This window comes from Pedobacter nanyangensis, assembly GCF_003313505.1.
In the GTDB taxonomy this organism is placed as follows: domain Bacteria; phylum Bacteroidota; class Bacteroidia; order Sphingobacteriales; family Sphingobacteriaceae; genus Pedobacter; species Pedobacter nanyangensis.
This window is the reverse complement of the sequence record NZ_QMHO01000004.1, coordinates 151,440-175,300: the sequence shown is the minus strand read 5'-3', so window position 1 is coordinate 175,300 and position 23,861 is coordinate 151,440. Positions and strand designations below refer to the sequence as shown.

Annotated in this window: 12 protein-coding genes; 6 read left to right on the top strand and 6 right to left on the bottom strand. The window is 40.6% G+C overall.

Features of this window, described 5'->3' with window-relative positions:
* Positions 1-249: 249 nt before the first annotated feature.
* Both DUT71_RS09305 and DUT71_RS09300 read left to right on the top strand, forming a co-directional pair.
* The gene (locus tag DUT71_RS09305) at positions 250-3,513 is read left to right on the top strand and encodes a TonB-dependent receptor (protein WP_113662267.1); all 3,264 of its coding nucleotides are present in this window, start codon (positions 250-252) and stop codon (positions 3,511-3,513) included.
* Positions 3,514-3,718: 205 nt separating this feature from the next.
* On the top strand, positions 3,719-4,573 hold the full coding sequence (locus DUT71_RS09300) for a dienelactone hydrolase family protein (protein ID WP_113662266.1): 855 nt from the start codon (positions 3,719-3,721) through the stop codon (positions 4,571-4,573).
* Positions 4,574-4,942: 369 nt separating this feature from the next.
* On the opposite strand, the gene DUT71_RS09295 is transcribed toward DUT71_RS09300, so the two are convergent.
* A complete protein-coding gene (locus DUT71_RS09295) occupies positions 4,943-6,124 on the bottom strand; it encodes an AIR synthase related protein (RefSeq protein WP_113662265.1) in 1,182 nt (393 codons plus the stop codon).
* A gap of 605 nt (positions 6,125-6,729) precedes the next feature.
* Positions 6,730-8,913: a glutamine synthetase III family protein gene (locus DUT71_RS09285; RefSeq protein ID WP_113662263.1), complete on the bottom strand. Its 2,184-nt coding sequence runs from the start codon at positions 8,911-8,913 to the stop codon at positions 6,730-6,732.
* A gap of 391 nt (positions 8,914-9,304) precedes the next feature.
* Between DUT71_RS09285 and DUT71_RS09275 the strand changes: the two genes are divergently transcribed.
* The 4 genes from DUT71_RS09275 to DUT71_RS09260 all read left to right on the top strand — a co-directional run bounded on the left by DUT71_RS09275 (position 9,305) and on the right by DUT71_RS09260 (position 13,294).
* A complete protein-coding gene (locus DUT71_RS09275; protein WP_113662261.1) occupies positions 9,305-10,156 on the top strand; it encodes an energy transducer TonB in 852 nt (283 codons plus the stop codon).
* Between the two features lie 81 nt (positions 10,157-10,237).
* The gene (locus DUT71_RS09270; protein WP_113662260.1) at positions 10,238-11,188 is read left to right on the top strand and encodes a hypothetical protein; all 951 of its coding nucleotides are present in this window, start codon (positions 10,238-10,240) and stop codon (positions 11,186-11,188) included.
* 4 nt (positions 11,189-11,192) lie between these two features.
* The gene (locus DUT71_RS09265; RefSeq protein ID WP_113662259.1) at positions 11,193-12,122 is read left to right on the top strand and encodes a hypothetical protein; all 930 of its coding nucleotides are present in this window, start codon (positions 11,193-11,195) and stop codon (positions 12,120-12,122) included.
* Positions 12,119-13,294, top strand: a complete 1,176-nt coding sequence (locus tag DUT71_RS09260) for a glycosyltransferase (RefSeq protein ID WP_113662258.1) — start codon at positions 12,119-12,121, stop codon at positions 13,292-13,294. The genes DUT71_RS09265 and DUT71_RS09260 overlap by 4 nt, the downstream gene beginning before the upstream one ends.
* Here DUT71_RS09260 and DUT71_RS09255 read toward each other — a convergent pair.
* The 4 genes from DUT71_RS09255 to purL form a co-directional block, all read right to left on the bottom strand.
* Positions 13,284-14,087, bottom strand: a complete 804-nt coding sequence (locus tag DUT71_RS09255) for a glycosyltransferase (RefSeq protein WP_113662257.1) — start codon at positions 14,085-14,087, stop codon at positions 13,284-13,286. The two genes, DUT71_RS09260 and DUT71_RS09255, sit on opposite strands and share 11 nt — an antisense overlap.
* Positions 14,088-14,096: 9 nt before the next feature.
* Complete coding sequence (porU2, locus tag DUT71_RS09250) at positions 14,097-18,971, bottom strand: putative type IX secretion system sortase PorU2 (RefSeq protein ID WP_162796003.1); 4,875 nt, start codon at positions 18,969-18,971, stop codon at positions 14,097-14,099.
* Between the two features lie 34 nt (positions 18,972-19,005).
* Positions 19,006-19,929, bottom strand: a complete 924-nt coding sequence (locus DUT71_RS09245; protein WP_113662255.1) for a glycosyltransferase family 2 protein — start codon at positions 19,927-19,929, stop codon at positions 19,006-19,008.
* Positions 19,930-20,044: 115 nt separating this feature from the next.
* Entirely contained in the window at positions 20,045-23,710 is a 3,666-nt protein-coding gene (gene purL, locus DUT71_RS09240; RefSeq protein ID WP_113662254.1) for a phosphoribosylformylglycinamidine synthase, read from the bottom strand.
* Positions 23,711-23,861 lie beyond the last annotated feature (151 nt).

Genomic DNA, 23,861 nt, shown 5'->3' with positions numbered 1-23,861 from the left:
TGTAATAAATGAATAGCCTTAATGAAAGATTGGCAAACTTGGCTTTAAAATATTATTAATTTATCATTTAATCTGTTATGGGATACCACTTTACGTAGTACCTAAGCTATGTTAAGTGTGGAAAAGTTTTGGCAGACTTAACAATTTATTCATATTAGGAATACATCTATACAGAATATTATTCCCTAGATTTGTAGCGGTATTTTTAACATATCTTAACAAAACAATTAAAAATTCATTAGAAAGAGCATGAAAAAATCTTTACTATTAAAAGTTGTAGCGATTATTCTTGTGGTGGTTGGTTTTGTGGGTTCAGTGAACGCACAGGTAACTACTTCATCAATGACCGGTACAATTAGGGATTCGAAAGAATCACTACCAGGTGCGGGAATTAAAGCAACGCATACTCCAACTGGTACGGTTTATACAACTACTACCAATAATGACGGTAGGTTTAATATCCCGAATGCTAGAGTAGGAGGTCCTTATAAAGTAGAAATTAGCTTTGTTGGCTTCCAAACTAAAACTATTGAAGGGATTTATTTGAAATTAGGTGATGCTACAGTGCTAAATGTTCAATTAGATGATAATGTTAACACACTTAAGGATGTAGTGATTACCGGTTCTGTTTCTGGAAACAAGTCGAAAATGGGCTCGGCAACTTCAATTTCTAGAAAACAAATTGAAGAACTTCCAGCTATATCAAGAAGTTTAACTGATTTGACCAGATTGACACCGCAATCTAGCTCAGCTGGTGATGGTTTCTCATTTGCAGGTAGAAATGCATTGTTTAATTCTTTGACATTAGACGGGGCTCAAATGAATAACGTTTTTGGTTTATCGGCATTACCTGGAGGACAAACAGGAGCCCAACCGTTTACCTTAGAAGCGTTGGATGAATTGCAAATTAACTTAGCCCCTTATGACGTAAAGCAGAGTGGTTTCACCGGAGCCGGCGTGAATGCTGTAACAAAGTCGGGAACTAATAAGTTTTCCGGTGCAATATATACTTACTACAAAAACCAAAACATGCAAGGTTACGAAGTAGGTGATTTTACCGTGCCTAAAGATGCAGGTTCGTCTTTCACAAACAAACAATATGGCTTTAGGTTAGGCGGCCCGATCATTAAAAATAAATTATTCTTTTTTGTAAATGGAGAGTTGAGCAGAAGAGCATCACCTTTCTCTACTATTCAGGTAAATAGAGGAACTACTGGTAGTGGTGTTTCAAGAGTAACCTATAGTGATATGTTAACCGTAAAGAATTTAGTTGCTTCTAGATTTGGTTACGATGCTGGAGAAATTGATAACTACAGCAATTTAAGAGAGGCTGATAACTTAACTGCGAGATTAGACTGGAATATTAGTAACTCTCAAAAGCTGACGATAAGATATAACTATCTTAACTCATTTGAAGACAAAGCTCCTAGTGGTTCAGGTTCTAGAAGCGGCAGGGGACCGAGCCCAACCTCGATGATTTTCTCTAACCTGCGTTATAAACAATACAATAACTTAAACTCTATTACTGCTGAGTTAAACTCGAGATTTGGAAACAAATTTGCAAACAACCTTCAATTGGTGTACTCAGGATTTAGAGATTACAGAGAGCAAAACGGTGGTGCATTCCCGTTAGTAGATATTGAGGATGGTGCGAATGGGAACTATATTTCCTTAGGTTCTGAACCTTTCAGTGGTTTAAATAGGTTAAATCAAGATATTTATACCTTAAACGAGAACTTCAATATTTTTGCAGGTAACCACACCATTACATTAGGTGGTTCTGTTGGCTACCAAAAATTTGCCAATGCGTTTGCGCAGTTCTTTAGTGGCCAGTTCAGGTACAGAAGTCTTTCAGATTTTATAGCTGCTGCTAACGGTAATACTTCAATTATTCCTTTGCAATATCAGCTTACTTATTCGGCAAATCCTAACGATCCTACACCATACGCAACTTTCAGCCAAATGCCTTTAGCTTTTTATGCTCAAGATGAATGGTATGTGAAGCCAAACTTCAAATTGTCTTATGGTGTAAGGATGGATGTGCCAATTTACACGGGCGATATCCCTTCAAATCCACTGGTTACTGCAATGAGCTTTAGAGATGGGGAGAAACTAGATGTAGGTAAATTGCCCAAATCTCAATTATTGTTCTCGCCGCGTATCGGAGTTAACTGGGATGTGTTGAAAAATGGCAACTTTATAGTACGAGGTGGTACAGGTATTTTCACTGGCGCTTCTACAGGGGTTTGGCTTACCAACCAAGCGGGTAACACAGGGTTAATGTTCGGACAAGATTTCTTGACAAATCCAACCAATCGTCCATTTAATCCTAATCCTTCGGCATACATTCCATCGAATGTAAACGTGCCTTCAACATTTGCCATTAACCTTACTTCTCCTGATTTTAAATTACCTCAAATTTGGAGATCGAGCTTAGCTATTGATTACAAACTTCCAGGTGGTATCTTAGCTACGGTAGAGGGAATGTACACCAATTCGATTAATGAGATATACCACAGAAATGCCAACTTGGTTAATCCTGCTGGTAATTATTCAGGCACAGGTGACACTCGTCCTTATTTTCCCGGTGTGAGTACTGGTCCAAATTCAAATGCGGGACCTAATAGAGTTAATGCGAATATAACTAATGCAATTGTGTTGGATAACACTTCATTGGGATATGCTTACAACGTTACAGCTCAGCTTCAAAAACGTTTTGGAGATATCGCTAATGTAATGGTGGCATATACAAGAAGTGATGCAAGGGATATTACCTCAAATCCGGGTTCTCAAGCTAACTCTGCCTTTTCTGGAAACCCAGTAATTGGTGATCCTAATAAGCCATTTTTAGCTTACAGCAGTTTTGTGGTAAGGAATAGAATTATCGCCTCAGTTAATTTCAATGTTAAACTAATTCCTAACTCTCCAACTTCAATTGGTGTAGTATACGAAGGTGCTCCTTATGGTGACGGTTTTGGTAATACGAGATTTTCTTATCAAGTGTCTGGTGACGTAAATGCTGATGGTAACTCAAATGACCTGATGTATGTGCCAAAGGATATCAATGATATTCAATTGCAGGCTATTACAGGCTCTAATCCTCAAAGTATACAGGCACAATGGGATAAGTTGAACAGTTACATCAACCAAGATGAGTATTTAAGAACTAGAAGAGGTCAATACGCAGAGAGGAACGGTGCTGAATATCCTTGGGCTAACCGTTTTGATGTTAGAATTATGCAGGAAATCAGAACCATCTTTGGAAAAGAAAATGGTAACAGATTCCAATTAAGCATGGATATTATTAACTTCGGTAACTTATTAAATAAAAACTGGGGTATAACTAAAATTCCTTCTTTAAATACTCCGTTGGTGTACCAAGGAAGAGATGCGGCTACTAACAAGCCTAAATACACTGTGAATACGAATTTAAGTAATTCTACATTCAGAAATAATACTAACTTTGCTTCTAGATATCAAATCCAAATTGGAGCTAGATACGCATTCAACTAGAACATTTTATTCCCGAATGATAAAATCCCCAAGCGAAAGCTTGGGGATTTTTTTGTTTTACAAAATTACGGTTAGGGTGGTTGCGATGATATACAAGAGCATAGTGTTATCTTGTAAAATACACCGTACAAAGCAGAAATCTATAGGTTAAGCTTGGTGGTATTTGATGGATTGGTTAAATTGCATCCTACTTAAACCCGGTATCATGGATCAGAAGGTCATCAATTTGTACGATTCGTACACCCATAGCCACATTAGCCGTAAAGAATTTATGAAAAAGCTGGCTATTTTAACAGGCAGTACGGCCTTGGCCTTAGCCATATTGCCATCTCTGGAGAGCAATTACGCTGCGGCGGCCACCGTGAATGATGACGAGGTGTTTAGCGAAGAAATAACCTTTCCCGGTGCCGATGGCGATATGGGCGGGCTTTTTGCCATGCCAAAGGGAAATAAAAAGAAACTTGGGGCCGTGGTGGTTATTCACGAAAACAGAGGTTTAACGCCGCATATTAAAGACGTGACCAAACGTGTTGCAAAAGCTGGGTTTTTAGCCCTAGGTGTTGATGCCCTAAAGGCATTTGGCGGTACACCCGAAGATGAAAACAAGGGAAGGGAGTTGATTGGTAAACTAGATCCAGAAAAGAACTTACAGAATTATTTAAAAGCCTTGGCCTTTTTAAGAGCACATCCACTAGGAAACGGCAAGACAGGCTGCGTAGGTTTTTGTTGGGGCGGTGGTATGGCCAATAAGCTAGCGGTAAACGATCCGCTGTTAAATGCAGCGGTAGCCTATTATGGCTCTCAAGTTAAAGCAGAAGAAGTGCCAAGTATCAAAGCCAATTTGCTGTTGCATTATGGTGGTTTGGATGAGCGTATTAATGCAGGTATTCCTGCTTATGAGCAGGCATTAAAAACCAACAACATCAATTACCAGTCATATGTCTACCAGGGTGTAAACCACGCCTTTAATAACGATACTTCGCCAACGAGGTATAATGAAGCTGCCGCTAAATTGGCTTGGCAACGTACCATTGATTTATTTAAGAAGAAGTTGGGTTAGCTTAGGTAAACAGCGTCACCCTGACCTGTAGCGAAGCGGAAAGCTGTGGATAAACCGAGCCTTAACGAGCTCACCGAAGGTCATTTATTTCAGGGCCTTTAAAGTTAAAAAAAAGGTGCTGAAATGAATTCAGCATGACGGTAATACGAAAAGTTTTAACCTGTGGTTGGTGTTATCACCATACCATAGAAAAAGATGCTGCGTGTATAAACATCGTTCAAAGATCTCTCCGCTGCGGTCGAGATGACGGAAGCAGGTAGGGTTTTTGCTAGCAATGCTAATTTAACCTGTGGTTGGTGTTATCACCATACCACAGAATCTAATCATTAAAGGATCCTTCGTTACACTCTGAATGGCAAGTTTAAGGGCCTAGTTATAAACAAACTCGCCAAATTCGCTTTTGATCGTAACCTGTTTTTGTTGGCTGCTCTCAACCCGGCCAATAACCTGTGCCTCAATGTTAAAGCTTTTGGAGATGGCAATAATGTCGTCGGCAATTTCGGCAGGTACATAAAGCTCCATACGGTGCCCCATGTTAAACACCTTGTACATTTCTTTCCAATCAGTGCCAGATTGCTCCTGGATCAATTTAAAAAGCGGCGGAATAGGGAATAGGTTGTCCTTGATCACATGCACATCGTCATTCACAAAATGAAGCACTTTGGTTTGCGCACCACCACTGCAATGCACAATGCCATCAATTTGCTTGCGATATTTGTCTAATATTTGTTTGATTACCGGTGCGTAGGTACGGGTAGGGGATAACACCAATTTTCCAGCGGTTACACTTTCAGTATCGCTAATTTGAACCAAATCGGTTAACTGCTTTCCACCAGAAAATACTAAATCAAAAGGTACGCCGGGGTCAAAACTTTCAGGATATTTAGTGGCGATAGATTTTTCAAAAACATCGTGACGGGCAGAAGTTAGTCCATTGGAACCCATGCCGCCATTGTATTCACTTTCGTAATTAGCTTTGCCGTAAGAAGCCAAGCCTACTACTACATTGCCTGCCTTGATGTTGTCGTTGCTGATAACCTCGTCGCGTTTCATGCGGCAGGTAACCGTAGAATCTACGATAATGGTTCGTACCAGATCGCCTACATCGGCAGTTTCACCGCCAGTGGAGTAAATCGAAATGCCTAAATTTCTCAGTTCGGCCAAAATTTCTTCGGTGCCGTTAATAATTGCGGCAATCACTTCGCCCGGTACCAGGTTTTTGTTACGGCCAATGGTTGATGACAAAAGGATCTGGTCGGTAGCGCCCACGCAAATCAAATCGTCGATGTTCATGATGATGGCATCTTGCGCAATGCCTTTCCAAACAGAAATGTCGCCGGTTTCTTTCCAGTAGGTATAAGCCAAGGACGATTTGGTGCCAGCGCCATCGGCATGCATAATGTTGCAATAATTTTCGTCGTTCCCCAGGATGTCAGGAATGATTTTGCAGAATGCTTTGGGGAATATGCCTTTATCGATATTCTTGATGGCTGCGTGTACATCTTCCTTAGATGCCGATACGCCACGCTGGTTGTACCTATTGTCGCTCATAATTGCTGCAAAGATAGCTTTTTAAGCCGAAAGCATAAAGCTGAAAGCGCAAAGAAATAGTGGTATAAATTTATTTAGAAAAGCAGTTTCAGTGTTCGTTTTTATCGTTAGTCGGGCTTTACGTTTTAATCTTTTTGTTTGGACTTCTTGTCATTCGGAGGAACTAGGAATACCCAAATGAAGTGATCCTTTAATGTTCAGGATGACAAGTAAAACAAAAAGGATTACCACTTCAATCCCGTTTAGTTGATTAACGCTTTTGCAGGTTAACCACGGATAGTTGCATAGCTGGTTGTATAATAAACCCAATTGTAGTGGAAATACTTTTTTAGCTGGTGGATAAAACCTTATGGGTTTTTTGGGTAAAGAGCGCAGGCAATCCATAAGGTTTGGCTTAGGAGAAAAAGATTGTAGCGGAAAGCGGGACTGACTTTGTTTGAAAGCTAGTTCTTGCTTTTCTAAAATTATGTTTTATTAAACTGATGCTGAAATAAATTTGCTTCGCAGCTACTTCGTGGTCAGCATGGCGAGAAATCGATCGATACAAAACAAAAAAGGTGCAAAGTTGAACTCTGCACCTCTATTATAAAAAGAAAATTTGCTGCTTATTTTAAGAACAATAATTCTCTGAACTTAGGCAATGGCCATACGCTGTCGTCAACAATCTGCTCAAGTTTGTCAACATGGTAGCGGATGGTATCGAAGTGAGATTTTACTTTCTCATCGTAGCCGATTGCCTTTTCGCGGGTGTCTTCGATTTTGTTTACTTGCTTGCGGTCTTCCAACATTTGGTCTACGCTGGTTTTAACGATAGATAGGTGGCTGGAGATTTTGTCGATGATGGCCAACGGCGTAGCGATCACCTCTTTGCTTAAACCAAGTTCCTTTAATCCTTTGGCGTTTTCGATCAATGAATTTTGGTAGGCGATTACCGCAGGGATAACTTGGCTGTTGGTTACATCGCCAAACACACGGGCCTCAATTTGAAGTTTTTTGTAGAAGTTCTCTAACAAAATTTCGTGACGGGCATGTAGCTCGCGTTTGCTGAACACGTTGGTTTTGGCAAAAAGTTCAGTGGTTTTTTCACTTACATAAGCATCAAGCGCCTTAGGTGTAGTTTTGATGTTGGATAAGCCACGTTTTTCTGCTTCTTGCGCCCACTCGTCGCTGTAGCCGTTACCTTCAAAACGGATCGCTTTAGATTCCTTGATGTAGCGTTTGATTACGGTCATCAAGGCAACGTCTTTTTTGTCGCCTTTTTTGATCAGTTTATCAACGTCTATTTTGAATTTAGTTAATTGGTCGGCAACAATGGCATTTAACACGGTCATAGGCGCAGAGGAGTTGGCAGAAGAACCTACCGCTCTTAACTCAAACTTGTTGCCGGTGAACGCAAACGGTGATGTACGGTTACGATCGGTGTTGTCCAATAAAATCTGAGGGATTTTAGGGATGCCTAACCATAGTGAGTTGTCTTCTTTCAGTTTTTTGCTTAAACGTGAGTGTTCGATTTCGTCCAGGATCTCGTCCAGCTGCTGTCCAAGGAAGATCGAGATGATTGCCGGAGGAGCTTCGTTGGCGCCTAAACGGTGGTCGTTGCTTACCGAAGCAATGCTAGCTCTCAATAGATCGGCATGCTCATAAACTGCTCTGATGGTGTTCACAAAGAAGGTTAAGAACATCAGGTTGTTTTTAGGTGTTTTGCCAGGTGCCAATAAGTTTTTGCCGGTATCGGTAATTAACGACCAGTTGTTGTGCTTGCCCGAACCGTTGATACCTGCATAAGGTTTTTCGTGCAGCAACACTTTAAAGTTGTGGCGACGGGCAACTTTCTCCATCAAGTCCATCAACAATTGGTTGTGGTCAATAGCCAGGTTAATTTCTTCGTAAATAGGAGCGCACTCAAATTGCGAAGGAGCTACCTCGTTGTGGCGGGTTTTTAAAGGAATGCCTAATTTGATGGCTTCGTTCTCGAAATCGACCATATAGGCAAATACACGCTCAGGGATAGACCCAAAATAGTGGTCTTCTAATTGTTGTCCTTTAGCAGACATGTGCCCAAATAATGCACGGCCAGTTAATACTAAATCTGGACGGGCGTTGAACAAAGCTAAATCTACCAGGAAATATTCTTGCTCGATACCTAAAGAAGCATTTACTTTAGATACGCCTTTATCGAAATATTGGCAAACTTCAACGGCTGCTTTATCAATAGCTGATAGGGCTTTCAATAAAGGAGCTTTGTAATCTAGCGCTTCGCCGGTGTAGGCAACAAAAACGGTTGGAATACAAAGGGTTTTGCCCGCAGAGTTTTCCATAATGAAAGCTGGTGAAGAAGGATCCCATGCTGTATAACCGCGAGCTTCGAAAGTGTTACGGATACCGCCATTAGGGAAACTTGAAGCATCAGGCTCTTGTTGAACCAAAGCGCTGCCTGCAAATTTCTCGATGGCGCCATCGCCACTAGGTTCAAAAAACGAATCATGTTTTTCGGCAGTTGTACCCGTTAGCGGTTGGAACCAGTGCGTATAATGGGTTGCACCTTTGCTCATTGCCCAAGCTTTCATGGCCGTAGCAATCTGGTTTGCATCGTCATGGTTAATTAATTCGCCTTGGTTAATCGATGAAATTAGTTTTTCAAAAACATCTTTAGAAAGATATTCTTTCATCTTCTTTTTGTCGAAAACATTCGAGCCGTAGAATTCTGAAATTTTGGTTGATGGTGCTTTTATTTCAGGTATTTCTCTGGTTTGTGCTTCTTTTAGTGCTATGGTTCTTAAGCTTTTCATTTATTTATTTGAATTTTTATTCAAAAATAAAATATTTTGTGGTTTTTGGTTAATTTTTTATGAAAAAACGTGAAAAAAAATATTTTTTTTGATAAAAATTGATTTTTTGTGTGCGTTTTTGTCTTTTTTATGTGTTTTGTTGGCATTTGGTTCGCAGGCCATGTTTTTTGCTGTTTGCAGATTTGGCCCGGCAAACTGTTTAAATTTCCTTCGGGGAAAGTGCCTTGAAACAAAAAGCTATTTTGGCCGCAAGGTTAATGTTGGGCACCCCTAAAAACCACCTGCCATTGATATGGTTATTTAAACGGGGTCAGATCCTAAGAAAATAATTTTTGCACTTGCGTATGGATTTTTGGTATAACTAACATCATAGTTGAAAAACCGATTAGCGATGTTCAATAAAACTTCAAATTTGTACGGAAGCGAGTGGCTTGCTCTCGTATTTGCCAACAGGAACCAGAATTACGGCGCTTATGAATTAAGGCGCCAATCTTCCAGCACTTTGTTAAAGGCATTTTTTATTGCCGCACCTTTGTTTGTGGCGGCGTTTGTTGGCCCTTCCATTGCTTCGGCATTTAAGGAAGATAAGGCAGTGGTTGGTCCGGTAGATAAGGTTTTGGAGGTGGATAAGGTCATTCATCATCTTCAACAGCGGGAACAGCCAAAACAAGAGGAGCATCAAACAGTTCCAGAAACGCCAAAGGTGGCTGCTCCTAAGGTGAAAACGGTAAGGCTCACTGATAACATCAAGGTCGTGCGGGATAATCTGGTTACCCTGCAACCGCCAACTTCTGATGAAATTAATAGCGCAGTAATTGCCAGTACTACGCAAGATGGTGCGGCAGGGAAAATAAATGCCGACGTGCCGGCAGTGCCAGCCGGCTTGGGCTCTGGTGCTGGTACGGGAGGCAATGGCAATGAAATTATTGAGGCCTCGGGTGTAGATGTTTATCCTGAATTCCCGGGGGGAATGGAAGGCTGGTCTAAATACATTCAAAAAAACCTGCGCTATCCAAGTATGGCTCAGGACGAAGGGATACAAGGAAAAGTGTTCCTGAGCTTTGTAGTTGAGAAAGACGGTACCATTACCGATGTGAAGGTGGTTAGGGGCATTGGTTACGGTTGTGATGATGAGGCCATAAGGGTAATCAAGAAATCGCCACGCTGGAAAGCAGGCATGCAGAATAATTTGCCAGTTAGGGTAAGATACAACATGCCGATTAGTTATACCATAAGCAATTAGTTTTAAGTTTAATATTGATTTGTAGGGCGGTGGAAGTAATTTCCATCGCTTTTTTTATATTTTTATCTTCGTTATCACAATATGGAGTTTGAATATAAAGCGTTAACCGCAAATGAATGGTCTGAGGTGCTTGCTGATATTGCTAATCGGTCTGTTTTTGGCAACCTAAGTTATTTGGAGAGCTTTGAACAGGCCTATGGCGTTGGCAAGAAACTGGTTGGTGTTTATGCCGATAGCAAACCTTACCTGTTGATAACCTTTTTTGAAGATAAAGGCCGGATTGTTTGCCCCAATCATTATTATTTCCAGTTTGTATGGGAAAAGGAAAGCTCCGCCTCCTGGCGTAAAATTATGGTATGGGAGTTTTTAATGAACGAACTGAAAAAAAGATATTCCCAAATACATTTCAGGTTGCCCCTATCTGTTCATGATGTAAGGCCCTTTGAATGGGCCGGATTTACTTATCAGTTAAAGCATACCTATATCAAAACATTGGATGAAAGGCCCTATCACCAAAACCTCAAACGAATTTTAGCTAAAAAGCACAATTATACTTTCGGCACCCAAACAGATGACAAATTGGTTTGGTCAAAACATCGGGGAGACTTGAAGGCCTTTCTTTTTTCGGCCTCTTTTATTTCTAAAACAATTGCCTACTTTGAAATACTACAGCAAAAGGAACTGGTTGCTACCTATAATATATATGCCGATGGCGGCCTCCTGTCATCCATCATTGTTTTAATAGATAAACATGAACAAAAAGCCTATTTCCCGCTTATCGGTAAAATAGATTTGGCCCAATCTGGTGCTGCCGCTTATCTGTATGATTATGCGTTTTCCCAATTAAAAAAGCAGGGGATCAAACAAGTAGACCTTTACGGCGCAAATATGAAATCCATTGCCAGGTTTAAGCATAAGTTTGAACCTGAATTAGAGCGCTTTTTTGAAGTGGAGTATAATCATAGCGCAAACGTTTTGGTTGGCTTAAAGAGCAAACTGAAAGAAGTGGCCAAGAAAATAGTTAGGAGCTAATGGTATGATTAACCTGGTAGATGAATCAAAATGGGAGCAAGCTTTTGCCGGTAAATATCACAGTATCTATTTTGATCCTAAATATCTTAATATCGTCAAACAATCTTTTGGATACGAAATAAGCTACTATGTTTTTTTAAAGGGCAATAATTTACTGTTTGCTGCCGCTTTGTTCTCAAAGGATGCGAAAATTGTAGTGCCTTACGGCTTTACCTATAATTCTATTTTTTTTGACAAGAATATTGGCGATAGGGTATATCTCGAAATTTTTGGAGATCTGGTAAGAACATTAAAAATTAAGCACAAGAAAATGTGGTTAAGGCTTCCTCCTGAAATTACAGATTTAAGACCATTTATCTGGGGGGGCTTTCATGTAATGAATAGGTACACCTATTTTAGAAAATCAACGGATGGATTTTCTGCCAAGATTTTAAAAAAAGTAGCACAGCAGAGAGTTGGTTTGACATTAGAGATTGCTGATGCCAATGATGAAGACGTGGATTTAAATTTAGAAACCTGTTTTGCCCATGGGCTCGCAAAAAGCATGTATCCAAACTATAAAACCCTGTTCACCCAATTATCAAAAAAGGGATATTTAAAAGCATTTCGAATATATAAGCAGGGTGAACGGCAAGTTACACGTATTGCACTTATAGATAAGGAGGCAAGCAGTTTGTCTACAATTTCCATGAATGTAAGTAATTCCACGGTATTGCCGTTTTTAAATTATGAAATGTACAATTGGTGCGCCAATAATAAAATAGAGCTTGTTGATATGGTAGGGGCCAATGATAAAGGTGTAGCCAATTTTAAATACTCGTTTAATGCCAAGTTAACACCATATTATTTAGTGAACTATAATAGGCGTAGAGCGATATTTTTACGGTTGTTTGGGGAAATAAAAAACCAGTTGAAAAATATTTTGGGCAAATGAGCAGGGAGAGAAAACTAAATGTGATTTTTTTTCCGGCTTGGTACCCAAACAAGTTTAGCAAAGTAAGTGGGCTTTTTGTCAAAGAGCACGCCAGGGCAATTAATCAACAGGTAAATTTGGCCGTATTTCATGTATGCGCCCACCCATATTTGAAAAGCCTATATTCGTTTGAGGAGGAATTGGAAGATGGAATTTTAGTTTATCGCATTTATTACCGCAAGTTTTCTAGAGCCTGGTTAAAGCCCATAAGCCTTTTGCTTTTTGCTGTAGCGGCGGTAATTGGATATTACAAAGTTAACACTCGCTTTAAGCCTGATTTAAACCACGTGCATGTATTAACCCGTATGGGGGTGGTAGCTTTGTTTATAAGATTGTTTTATCGAACACCTTTTGTGATAACCGAGCATTGGACCCGATATTTGCCCGAAAGGAACAGCTATAAGGGCGTTTTTAGAAAATGGATGACCAAACTTGCCGTGAAAAATAGTTTAGGGATATCCACGGTGTCTCAAAATTTGAAATCAGCGTTGTTAAGCCACAATTTAAAACACCAAAACTTTAAGGTAATACCAAATGTGGTAGATACCGCTTTATTTAGGCCAAACGCTCAACCAACAGAAGATTTTACTTTTTTGCACGTTTCGGGTATAAACGATACCGCTAAAAATATTAGTGGTTTGTTAAGGGCTTTTAAAAAAGTACTTTCAAACCTGCCAGGAAAAGTACTGAGACTGACCATAGTGGGCGATGATGATTTAGAAAGACCTATTTTGGAAAAATATGCAGCAGATTTGGGCTTAGCTCAACAGGTTTTTTTTGTGGGAAAGAAATATGGGAAAGACCTGGTGAGCGAATATCAGCAAGCGAGTGCTTTTGTGATGTTCAGTAATTTTGAGAACCAGCCCTGCGTGATTTTGGAAGCCATGAGCTGTGGGCTGCCCATCGTCAGTTCCTCAGTAGGAGGTATTGCCGAAATTGTTGACGAGAATATCGGTATTCTTGTAAAAGCCAGAGATGAACAGGCTTTACAGCAGGCAATGCTGAGCATGTACTATAATGCCAGGAACTACTCTGGTGAGTCGATCAGAAAAACAGCTGAGGAAAACTTCGCCTATCCATCGGTTTGCTCCAAATTTTTGGCATTTTATCTGCAAGCAATGGCTAATTCTTAAAAGCCTTATAAATTTTATACATCAAATTGAAAGGGCTTACGGCAATGTTAAAAAGGTAAACCAAAGTTTGGCTGTATTTAAAATCGTACTTTTTTATACCATAGTCCAAAAAATTAACCCTATTGCTTAGCCAAAGAAACCATTTGCTATGATTAGCCAAGTTTTTTCCGTGTATATACACTATCCACAGTGGTTTTTGGTTGTAAGAAATGATTTGGGCCGCATTTTTCCAATCATTGTGCATTCTTGAAAGTACGGTTTTAACTTGGGCATCCGTTTCAACGAGGCTTATGAACGGATTGAAATTACCCTGATGTTTTCGGATGATGGCTCGTTGGCTAGATAGCTCAAGCTGATGCCCGCTGGTGAGGTCTATTACGGTATCGTTTTTAGCGATGGCAAGTTGGCCAATGGTTTCCAAAAAATCCTGATGTATAATATCATCATTATCTAGGCGGGTTGTAATTACAAAAGAACTGGCAATGAAAGGCCGGATGATCTCTGGCAGTGATGCGTTGAGCTCCTTAAATCCATCGATAAATATGACTTTTATTTGCGCAGAAAGCTGTGGCAACGCCCGAGCCTTTTCTTTAAATATTTCTGGGGTGTGTGTATCGAAAAAAATTATCCAAAGAAAGTTTTTTTTGGACTGATTGAGTACCGAAGGGAGGCATAGTTCATAAAAAATTTCAAACCTGTGCGCTAACCATTCTTCGGTTAGTCCAATATTTTGTTCGTTATTTGCATCTGGATTTATTTTTAGATTAAACCTGGTTAAAAGGATGTGTTGCATTTTTTTGGTCTAGCGCATCAAGTAAATCTTGCCAAAGTTCTTTTTGAAGAAAACATCGGTACTGTTTGCCCTATGCTTAACATCAGATTGATCATTGTTTTCGAGGATCACATGGTAGAAATATACCCCGTTGGCAAGCCTGTCGCCAAACTGATCGGTGCCATCCCAGGTAAAATCAGAGATGTTATTGCCGATATTGATAGTACCCAATTCATTTTTGAAAACCTCACGTACAATTTTACCTGTTACAGTCATGATCTGCACTTTTATTTTATCGGGCACTTTCCCCGTTACCTGAAAAACAAACTTCATTGAAGTGGTGAAAGGATTTGGATAGGGCAGGAAGTTGGTAATGGTCTGTTCGTTGATTACTTCAAAATCTACCAGATAATCATTTGAAGTATTATAATTCCCACTTGCATCTTTACCACGTAGTTTTAAGTTATACCTGCCATCGGCCAAGGTGTTGGGACTGTAAAGGAAATCAATTTTATTGTTGCTGGCCGTGCCTGTATTTTGTACAACTACTTTGTTATCGCTAAATGCAATTCTCCTGTAAGCTTGCTCATCGTCTTTTTTCAGGTATAGTTCAATGTTGGTGGTGTCGTTCAGCAGCAGGAATTTGTTCTCATCGGCAATACTTATCGAGATTTTTGGATTTGGGGAAACTACCTCTCCGTTGATAATGCGCTTGTTGTCAAAAAATACATCAATTACAGGTTCTTTATCATCTTTAACCACATTAAAGTTATAAATGGCATAGTTGTTTAGTTCATTTTTGTCTTTATTGTCTTTGGAGTTTACCGATAACTGAAGCGTATTTGCGCCCGGTATGTCCTTAGTGGACAACGAAAAATTCACTTTATCGGTTTCATTATAAGCCAGTGGTTTATTGGTTTTGATCAATCCATTGACCACAGACCTGTCAGCTTTGGTAAGTTTGTATTTCACCACAACAGAATCCGAGACTTGTTTCTCCAGGTTAACATAGCCGATGGCTAGTTTCACCGAATCTCCCTGGTTAACCGTACTGCTATGGAAAGTATTTTGTATATCAGGATTAAAGGCAATGTCGGCATACGGATCATATACCACTCTCCAGCCTTTTAGGTGCGGTACCGATTTGTTTTGCGTATCGGAAATATTAACGTTGATCCTTAAAAAAGGATAACTATCAGCCGCAATGTCGGTTAAGGCAATTGTGGGCGTGGTAAGGTTGGATTTTAGCGTTGTTTCTGCTCCGCTGGGGTTAATGCCAATCACATTGTAGGTTAGGTTGTCGGAGCTTTGTGTGTCAAAATCAAATATCGCTTCGCTCCAATTTGAGGCGGGGCCAATTTTTTCCGACGTTAAGCTGCCGTTGTCCCAAGGATAGCGCAAATCGTAGGAGAAATCTATAGATTGTTGGTCTGCCGGAACCGATGAGCTATAGTCGGCGGTGAGCTCTAAGGGGGTTATCTTTTTGTGGTTGCCCTTTTGTGTCCAAAAGGCATAAGGTTCGCCGTTATTGATGGTGTTTGCTTTATTTAAATTTAAGCCAGCAAGTAAGTTTTGCGTGGTTTGGGGTAAGCTTTTTGGGTTAAAGTTCCTTCCGCTAAAGCCCATTACATAATACCCGTCGGGAATATTTTGCAAGTATTCGTTCAGCGCATCAACGTCTGCCGCATTGTTGGTGTCGAATAAAAACTGTCCGGTTCCATTCACCCCATCGTTTTTAAAATTATACACGCTAGGATAGCTATACATGTTAAAAGGCGTAACCGGATCCACGGCTGCGATACCCAGTCCTTCAAAATCAGCATTATGGAAGGCAATTGCACCTACCGAAATACTCATTCTCATGCGGCGTTCTATATTGCTTGTGCTATTGTTGCCCTTGGTTCTGAGCAAAACCGGAAATGCGGTGGTTGTAAACTCAAGTTGTTTGGAATTGCTGTTCAGTACAATGTTTTTTAAAGTGATTTCGTCATACTGCTGATAATGCGACTGGTTCCAGCCATTTGAAATATTGCTCATATAAGCGAACGAGCTGCTTTGCCAATCGCTATTTTGGTTGTCTGCCTGCTTGGCCCTCCAGTAATAAACTTTTCCACTTTCAAAAAGTGCGCTAGGCTTCCAGCTGATAAAAGCATTGCCATTAACGTTGGGAGATGTTTTTTTCCAATTGCTATTGAAGGTTTTTACCGTATCAATCTCAAATACATACTGCTGTTCTTTGCTGAAAATATCGTTAGCTTGAATTTTTAGGCTAGGGGCTGCCTCATTGGTGATGGCAAATTCCGTGGGTGATATTAAAGTAATTCCCGTAGATCTGATGAGGTAGCTAAATTCGGCAGTATTGTTGGCTTTGCTGAGTTCTTCAATGGTATTTTCAGGATCAATGGCTATGGTAAATTTATTGTTGCCCGCAACATTGGGCAGTGTGTTATCCAGCTCTATAATTACCGTGTCGGTATTTAACACTTTTTCATACGAAAAAACAGGATAGCGATGAATGGTATTGTTAGGCAATGTTCTGGTTACCAGTACAGGGATATTGTTTGAGGTAGATTTGCCAATGTTTTTAACGATGGTGAATAATTTAATGCTTGGCGAGTTAACCGTTACATTTTGATCTTGTAGCCCGATATCTTCATTTTTGATTTCATAGTCTGGTAAAGAAGGAGAATAAAGGCTAACCGTAGGATCGCCCAGCAGCACGTACTGCCTTAAATGTGCCCAGTTCCAAGTATCACTAGGGTGCTGGTAGGCTCTGGCGGCCCTAGCCATATTTTGCGCAATTGAACCTCCATAGTTAGTGTTGAACGCATTTTGGTAGAAAAGACGCGTATAGTTATAAAGGTATGAGGCCAAGCCTTGGCTACTGGCGCCAAACCATGCAATAGCGCCTTTGTTGTTCTGGAAAATATAATCTTCGCCCAATGATCCATTTACAAAAGCATTGCCCGTACTACATCCATTAATGATATACAATAGTAACTTATTGCTGTTGTTTAAAAAAGATGGATTTCCGATGGATACTGCCGTGGTAGTGGTACTTCCATGGCCCAAAAAATTTAACACGCTCACCCCATCATTAATATTGCCGCTTATTTTGGCCATGAGGTTATCGGTTACCGGATCGGTTACCGATTTATAATAGTTGATTGTTTTGGCCCCGAAGTATTCTTTGTCGGCTATGGCAGATAAATTCTTCAGGTATCCCGAGAAAGAAATATCTTCCGAGTTGTTTGCGCCACCTGTAATGTTGATGATGTTTTTTCTCCAGATAAAATTGTCTTGCTGGTCATACTGCTTCAATTTGTTTAAATAAGTACGTACATCGTCATTGGTTTTGGCGGGCACACGGCCGGTAGCTAAGGCTGGGGCCATGGTATTGTCCACAATTTCGGAAGTTAAATAGGTATCGGAAGGAGGATAGCCCATGGTTGGCACCAGATCGTCATCAAGCCTTAGCCTGGGCAATTCGTAACCTTTGCCCAGCAGCAATAAGTATTCGGGCCTGATTGTTGCGCCGCTCATGAGGTAGCGTACAAAATTTTTGATGGCCAAAGGATGGTGCTGCCCATAGTAAAACTGGTTATACAAATCCTCGGTAGTTACTATGGCGGTATTAAAGCCTTTTGATATTTTGTATGCCGCATACTCATTTGCTCCGTCCATTAAATTTTTATGCGTAATAATCAAAAGCTTTGCCTGGTTTGAAGCCGCTTTTATCGGGTTCATGCTTATGCTTTCAACCACGGGCGTTTTATATCCGTTGTTGTTGCATAGTACGAGCTCGCTTGCCGTGTTCTTTACCACAAAGCTTGTGGTGGCTCCGGATTTTGATCCGATATATCTGAACTGGTTAACTTCGTCTAAAATATAAGCCTCATTCCAATTGGCGTTGTTGAAATTAAGTAAAGCTTCGGGGTTGTTGGTGGCTATTTTAAAAGGTAAAAAACCAATTCCCGTGCCATCTAATCCACGGGCATAGGTAATGCGGGCATAAGCTACCGATTGATAGTCGGTAACTGCACCCAAATCGTTGATAGAAGAAAAATTAACGCTAGTAGTGTTGCCAATGAGGTTATAAGTAAGGTTGGCAACAGCAGTTGTAAAAGCATAGCCTTTAAATTTGGCATCGCCCAAAACGGTATTGCCAATACTTACGTTAAGATGGTGATTATTGCCCGCCGGATCAGTAGAGTTTGCATTTGACCTTCCGGCCACATAATAGGAAAGTGTTGGGGTAAGGCTGGCGGTACTGTAGGCATTTGGCGTTGCCAGGCTGTAGCTTTGCGTGGTGCCAATGGCATACATGTTGCCCATGTAGCCTTCTGCCGCCTGATATTCTGACAGCGACATCTGATCAATGAGCAGGGCCGCGGGATTATAGTTTTGGGCAAGGTTTAAAGATGCCGTATAACTAATAAATGATTCGGATGTTAAACTGCCTGCAGCAAGCGAGGTGTTGGTGTATCTTTTGCCATTTGCAGTGCCTATGGTTAAAAAATAATAAGCATCATCGGTAAAAAGGCTAATTTCTGGGTTTGGTTGCTGATTACTTGGATTGTACAGGGCTTGATCTAGTTTTCCGTCATTTCTTTTGCCGCTAAATTCAATAAAATCCCCGTTTTCAAATAGGTTATCGGTTTCGCCCTCGATGTACAATGGTATTTCAATACCTCTATAAAAGATCTGGAAATTCTTAGGATTTGGATTGTTGGCCAAAAAACCTACGCCAGACAGTTGGCTGTATGAAATGCGGTACACACCATCTTCAGATACTTTTATCCTTAGATATTTCTGCCCGTCCTTAATCCATTCGTTCCCAAACGTGCCTTGGCCAAAAACAATGTTGGATAATAGGAGCAGGAAAAAACAAAGAAAGAGCCTCATAATGGATTTTTTAAATAGCATACCATCTGCTAATTTATTGAATATTTTGGTTTTTTGAAGCTCGCTTTATCAAGAAGCTATAAAGAAATAATTTTATGGCACCTAAATTAAAAGGTTGTACCTTAATAGACTGTAGCAAATGCTGAAAAGCCAATCTCTTGTTTTGGTGCCGGGTAAGATAAATACCCGCTATACGATTGTGGTATAGCGATTTTTTTTGGCGTTTGCTTAGTTTTGTTAGCGATAGGAATTGATCTAGTTCGTTTTTTTGGAGGCTTTTGCCCTTTAAATAAAGGTTGCTTATTTCTTTTTGCTTACGGTATAGCTTTTTTGTTTTGTTAGAAGCACTGTAAGGAGTTAGCCTGTAGTCTACCAGCGCTTTGTCCAAATTGGCCAATTTTCCGTATTGAAACATCTCGGCCCATAACAACTTATCTTCAAAATGATGAATGATCTCTTCATTATAGCCTCCACATTTAAGGTATGTTTCCATCTTAAAAACCACACTGCTGCTGATGAAGGGGTTTTGGTCTTCAAATATTTCCGCCTTTTCAATAGTTTGCAGTAGTTTACTGGTGTAAAGAAAATTTCCATCATCATCTATCACATGGGCGTTGGTACCAAGCAAAACAAGATCTGGATGATTGCAAAGGAAATCCATTTGCGTGGAAAATCGCTCTTGATGGCATCTGTCGTCTGCATCTAAACGGGCAATATATTTGCCTCTTGCGGCCTTAATGCCTATGTTCAGGGACTTAGCATGTCCCACATTTTCATGGCTGATGACTTTTATCCTGGGATCGTTATATGATTGAATGATTGCTAGGGTACGATCGCTGGAGCCGTCGTTAACAATGATGAATTCAAAGCCGGTATAACTTTGGTTTAATACACTATCAATGGCTTCTTTGATATATTTTTCGCCATTATAAACAGCCATTACAACGCTTAAATCCATTTTTTTGTACTGATTATGGCAGGTAAGTTACCTAAAAATAGATTTTTAATTTGTTTGATCGAGGTTAATTATCAAAAAAAATCGCCCGCTTACAGGCTAAGCGGGCGATGGAATATTATTTCTGACGGTTTTCCAGCCACTTTCTGGCATTTACAAAAGCTTCCATCCATGGAGAAACCTCGTCTTTACGGCCGGCAGGGTAGTGTGCCCAGTGCCATTGGAATAAGGAACGCTCAATGTGAGGCATCATCACCAAGTGCCTTCCGCTATCGTCGCACATCATGGCAGTGTTGTAGTCAGAACCATTTGGACTGGCGGGATATTGCTCATATCCATATTTGGAAACGATTTGATATTTCGATTCTTCGTAAGGCAATTGGAATTTTCCTTCGCCATGCGACACCCAAACCCCAATGGTGCTTCCCGCTAAGGATGACAACATCACAGAGTTATTTTCCTGAACCACTAACGAAGTGAACACACTTTCGTGTTTATGGCTGTCGTTATGGAGCATTTTGGGTTTTACTTCGTGGTTTTTGTTGATCAGTCCCAATTCGATGAACAATTGGCAACCGTTACAAATACCTACCGATAAAGTATCTTCTCTGCTGAAGAAATTCTCTAAAGCCACACGAGCTTTTTCGTTATACAAAAATGCACCTGCCCAACCTTTTGCAGAACCTAGTACATCTGAGTTGGAGAAACCACCAACGGCACCAATAAATTGGATATCCTCCAAAGTTTCGCGGCCCGAAATTAAATCGGTCATGTGAACATCTTTCACGTCAAAGCCCGCTAAATACATCGCGTTAGCTACCTCACGTTCAGAGTTACTGCCTTTTTCACGTAAAATAGCCGCTTTTGGACGAGGTTTGCTCGCATCAATTACAGGCTTTTTACCATCAAATTGAGCTGGGAAATTGAATTTTAGTGGTTGGTTTTTATAATTGTCGAAACGTTCTTTGGCTTTTACTTCACCACTTTGTTTGCGGTCAAGCAAGTAAGAAGTTTTATACCAAACATCACGCAGATGTTTAATATCGAACGAATAGTTTTGTGAACCGTTTGCCACATTCAAAGTTGATTGGTTGGTGGCCGTTCCAATTTTATGGAACTTAACTCCTTTAGCAGTTAAAGCAGCTTCCACACTTTCATCTGCTTGGAAAACCAAACTGATATTCTCTGCAAATAATACCTTTAAAGCGTCGGTTTCACCTAGGGAAGTTAAATCAAGGTTTGCACCTAAGTTTTGATCTGCAAAGCACATCTCTAAAAGCGTGGTGATTAAACCACCGCTGCCTACGTCGTGGCCGGCTTTAATTTTTCCAGCTTTGATTAAATCCTGAACTGCGTTAAAAGCGGTGCTAAATTGAGCAGCATCTTTTACATCAGGAGTTTCACTGCCAATTTTATTCAAGATTTGAGCGAAAGAAGAGCCGCCCAATTTATAAGCATCGTTACTTAAGTTGATGTAATAGATGTTACCGCCATCTTTCTGTAAAACGGGCTCTACTACTTGGGTGATGTCGTTACAGTTCCCAGCTGCCGAAATAATTACCGTTCCAGGAGCAATGACATCGCCATCTTTATATTTCTGCTTCATCGAAAGCGAATCCTTGCCTGTTGGGATATTGATTCCTAAATCGATGGCAAAATCTGAACAGGCTTGAACTGCTTGGTACAAACGGGCATCTTCCCCTTCGTTTTTACAAGCCCACATCCAGTTGGCCGAAAGTGAAACACTTTTTAAGCCATCTTTTAGCGGCGCCCAAACAATGTTTGATAAAGATTCGGCAATCGCAATTCTGCTGCCGGCACCCGCATCAATCAAAGCGGAAAGAGGAGCATGGCCTACCGAAGTGGCGATACCTTCTTTGCCTTGGAAATCCAAAGCCATTACGCCTACGTTGTTCAAAGGCAATTGCAATGGACCAGCACATTGCTGTTTGGCAACACGGCCACCCACACATCTGTCTACTTTATTTGTTAACCAGTCTTTACAAGCCACGGCTTCTAATTGAAGCACTTGCTCTAAATACTCGTTGATTTTATCTTGGTTGTAAGCTACTGCTGCATACTGATGGTCAACGGTTTTATCTTCCATGATCATTTTTGGAGAACTGCCAAACATGTCGCTAAGTGCTAAATCCATAGGTTTAACACCCGTAGTGGCCGATTCGAAAGTAAAACGATGATCGCCAGTCACTTTTCCTACGGTGTACATTGGCGAACGCTCACGGTCGGCAATTTTTTGTAGGGTGGCAATATGTTCTTCCCCAATTACCAAGCCCATACGCTCTTGAGACTCGTTACCGATAATTTCTTTTGCAGATAGGGTAGGATCGCCCACAGGCAATTTATCTAAATCAATTTTACCACCAGTAGCCTCTACCAATTCCGATAGACAGTTTAAGTGACCACCCGCACCGTGATCGTGAATAGATACGATGGTGTTATGGTCGCTTTCTACCATGGCACGTACTGCATTGGCTGCACGTTTTTGCATTTCAGGGTTAGAACGTTGGATGGCATTTAATTCAATGCCTGAGCCATGTTCGCCAGTATCGGCCGAAGAAACCGCCGCACCGCCCATGCCAATACGGTAATTTTCGCCGCCTAAAACCACAATGTTGTCGCCAGTTTTTGGCTCTTGTTTTTTAGCCTGATCTATTTTGCCGTAGCCAATACCACCAGCAAGCATAATTACTTTGTCGAAACCTAACTTACGGTTGTGTTCTTCGTGCTCGAAAGTCAACACAGAACCTGTAATAAGTGGCTGACCGAACTTGTTTCCAAAATCAGAAGCTCCGTTGGAAGCTTTGATCAAGATATCCATTGGGGTTTGGTATAGCCATTTGCGTTCCTCTACTCCTTTTTCCCAAGGGCGATTTTCTTCCAAACGGGAAAGGGCCGTCATGTAAACTGCCGTTCCTGCCAAAGGCAATGAGCCTTGGCCACCAGCCAAGCGGTCTCTAATTTCACCCCCAGAGCCGGTAGCAGCACCATTAAATGGTTCCACCGTGGTAGGGAAATTATGGGTTTCAGCTTTTAAAGAAATAACTGAATCAAAATCTTTAGTCTCGTAAAACGATGGCTCATCGGGTTTAGACGGTGCAAATTGCTGCACTTTTGGGCCCTTTACAAAAGCCACGTTATCTTTATATGCCGAAACAATGTCGTTTGGATGTGTTTCTGAAGTTTTTTTGATGAGTTTAAACAACGAAGTTGGTTGTGCTACGCCATCAATGACAAATTGACCATTGAAAATTTTGTGACGGCAGTGCTCAGAGTTTACTTGTGAAAAACCAAAAACTTCGGAATCTGTTAACGGCCTTCCCAGTTTTTTGGCCAATCCATTTAAATAATCTACTTCTTCGTCACTTAAGGATAAGCCCTCTTGCTTGTTGTAGGCGGCAATGTCCGTGATCTCTAAAATAGGCTCAGGCTGGATGTTTATGGTAAAAACATCCTGATCAATTCCTTGGTATTTTTGCGAAAGCATGGGGTCATAAGCCGAAAAACCTTCATCAACTTTCTTGAATTCTTCAATTCTGATGATGCCCTCCATGCTCATGTTTTGCGTAATTTCTACGGCATTGGTGCTCCAAGGGGTAATCATGGCCGCTCTTGGACCAACAAAAAAGCCGGCTAAAGTATTTTCGGCGCTCCATTTAGCTCCGCCAAAAAGCCACGCTAGTTTTTCTGTATCAGTTTGGGATAAAGTATGGTTTGTTTGTACAACAAAAACCTCGTCGGATTGACCTAAAAAGAAATGAATCATGCTTATTTTTTGAAGACGCAAATTTAGGTTTTTTTTAGGAGAAATTTCGCTGTTTTTGGGTTTATTTCTTGTGTAATTTGGATGTTGAAAATTGAAAAGTTATAATGTTGGAAAGTTAACGGATATTTGGATCTTTCAATCGTCATTCGTC

What these genes read in the sequence shown, in the direction of transcription:
- DUT71_RS09305 (WP_113662267.1), top strand. Translation starts at nt 250, where the DNA reads ATGAAAAAATCTTTACTATTAAAAGTTGTAGCGATTATTCTTGTGGTG.
- DUT71_RS09275 (WP_113662261.1), top strand. Translation starts at nt 9,305, where the DNA reads ATGTTCAATAAAACTTCAAATTTGTACGGAAGCGAGTGGCTTGCTCTC.
- DUT71_RS09295 (WP_113662265.1), bottom strand. Translation starts at nt 6,124, where the DNA reads ATGAGCGACAATAGGTACAACCAGCGTGGCGTATCGGCATCTAAGGAA.
- DUT71_RS09245 (WP_113662255.1), bottom strand. Translation starts at nt 19,929, where the DNA reads ATGGATTTAAGCGTTGTAATGGCTGTTTATAATGGCGAAAAATATATC.
- DUT71_RS09255 (WP_113662257.1), bottom strand. Translation starts at nt 14,087, where the DNA reads ATGCAACACATCCTTTTAACCAGGTTTAATCTAAAAATAAATCCAGAT.
- DUT71_RS09260 (WP_113662258.1), top strand. Translation starts at nt 12,119, where the DNA reads ATGAGCAGGGAGAGAAAACTAAATGTGATTTTTTTTCCGGCTTGGTAC.
- DUT71_RS09270 (WP_113662260.1), top strand. Translation starts at nt 10,238, where the DNA reads ATGGAGTTTGAATATAAAGCGTTAACCGCAAATGAATGGTCTGAGGTG.
- DUT71_RS09265 (WP_113662259.1), top strand. Translation starts at nt 11,193, where the DNA reads ATGATTAACCTGGTAGATGAATCAAAATGGGAGCAAGCTTTTGCCGGT.
- DUT71_RS09300 (WP_113662266.1), top strand. Translation starts at nt 3,719, where the DNA reads ATGGATCAGAAGGTCATCAATTTGTACGATTCGTACACCCATAGCCAC.
- purL (WP_113662254.1), bottom strand. Translation starts at nt 23,710, where the DNA reads ATGATTCATTTCTTTTTAGGTCAATCCGACGAGGTTTTTGTTGTACAA.
- DUT71_RS09285 (WP_113662263.1), bottom strand. Translation starts at nt 8,913, where the DNA reads ATGAAAAGCTTAAGAACCATAGCACTAAAAGAAGCACAAACCAGAGAA.
- porU2 (WP_162796003.1), bottom strand. Translation starts at nt 18,971, where the DNA reads ATGAGGCTCTTTCTTTGTTTTTTCCTGCTCCTATTATCCAACATTGTT.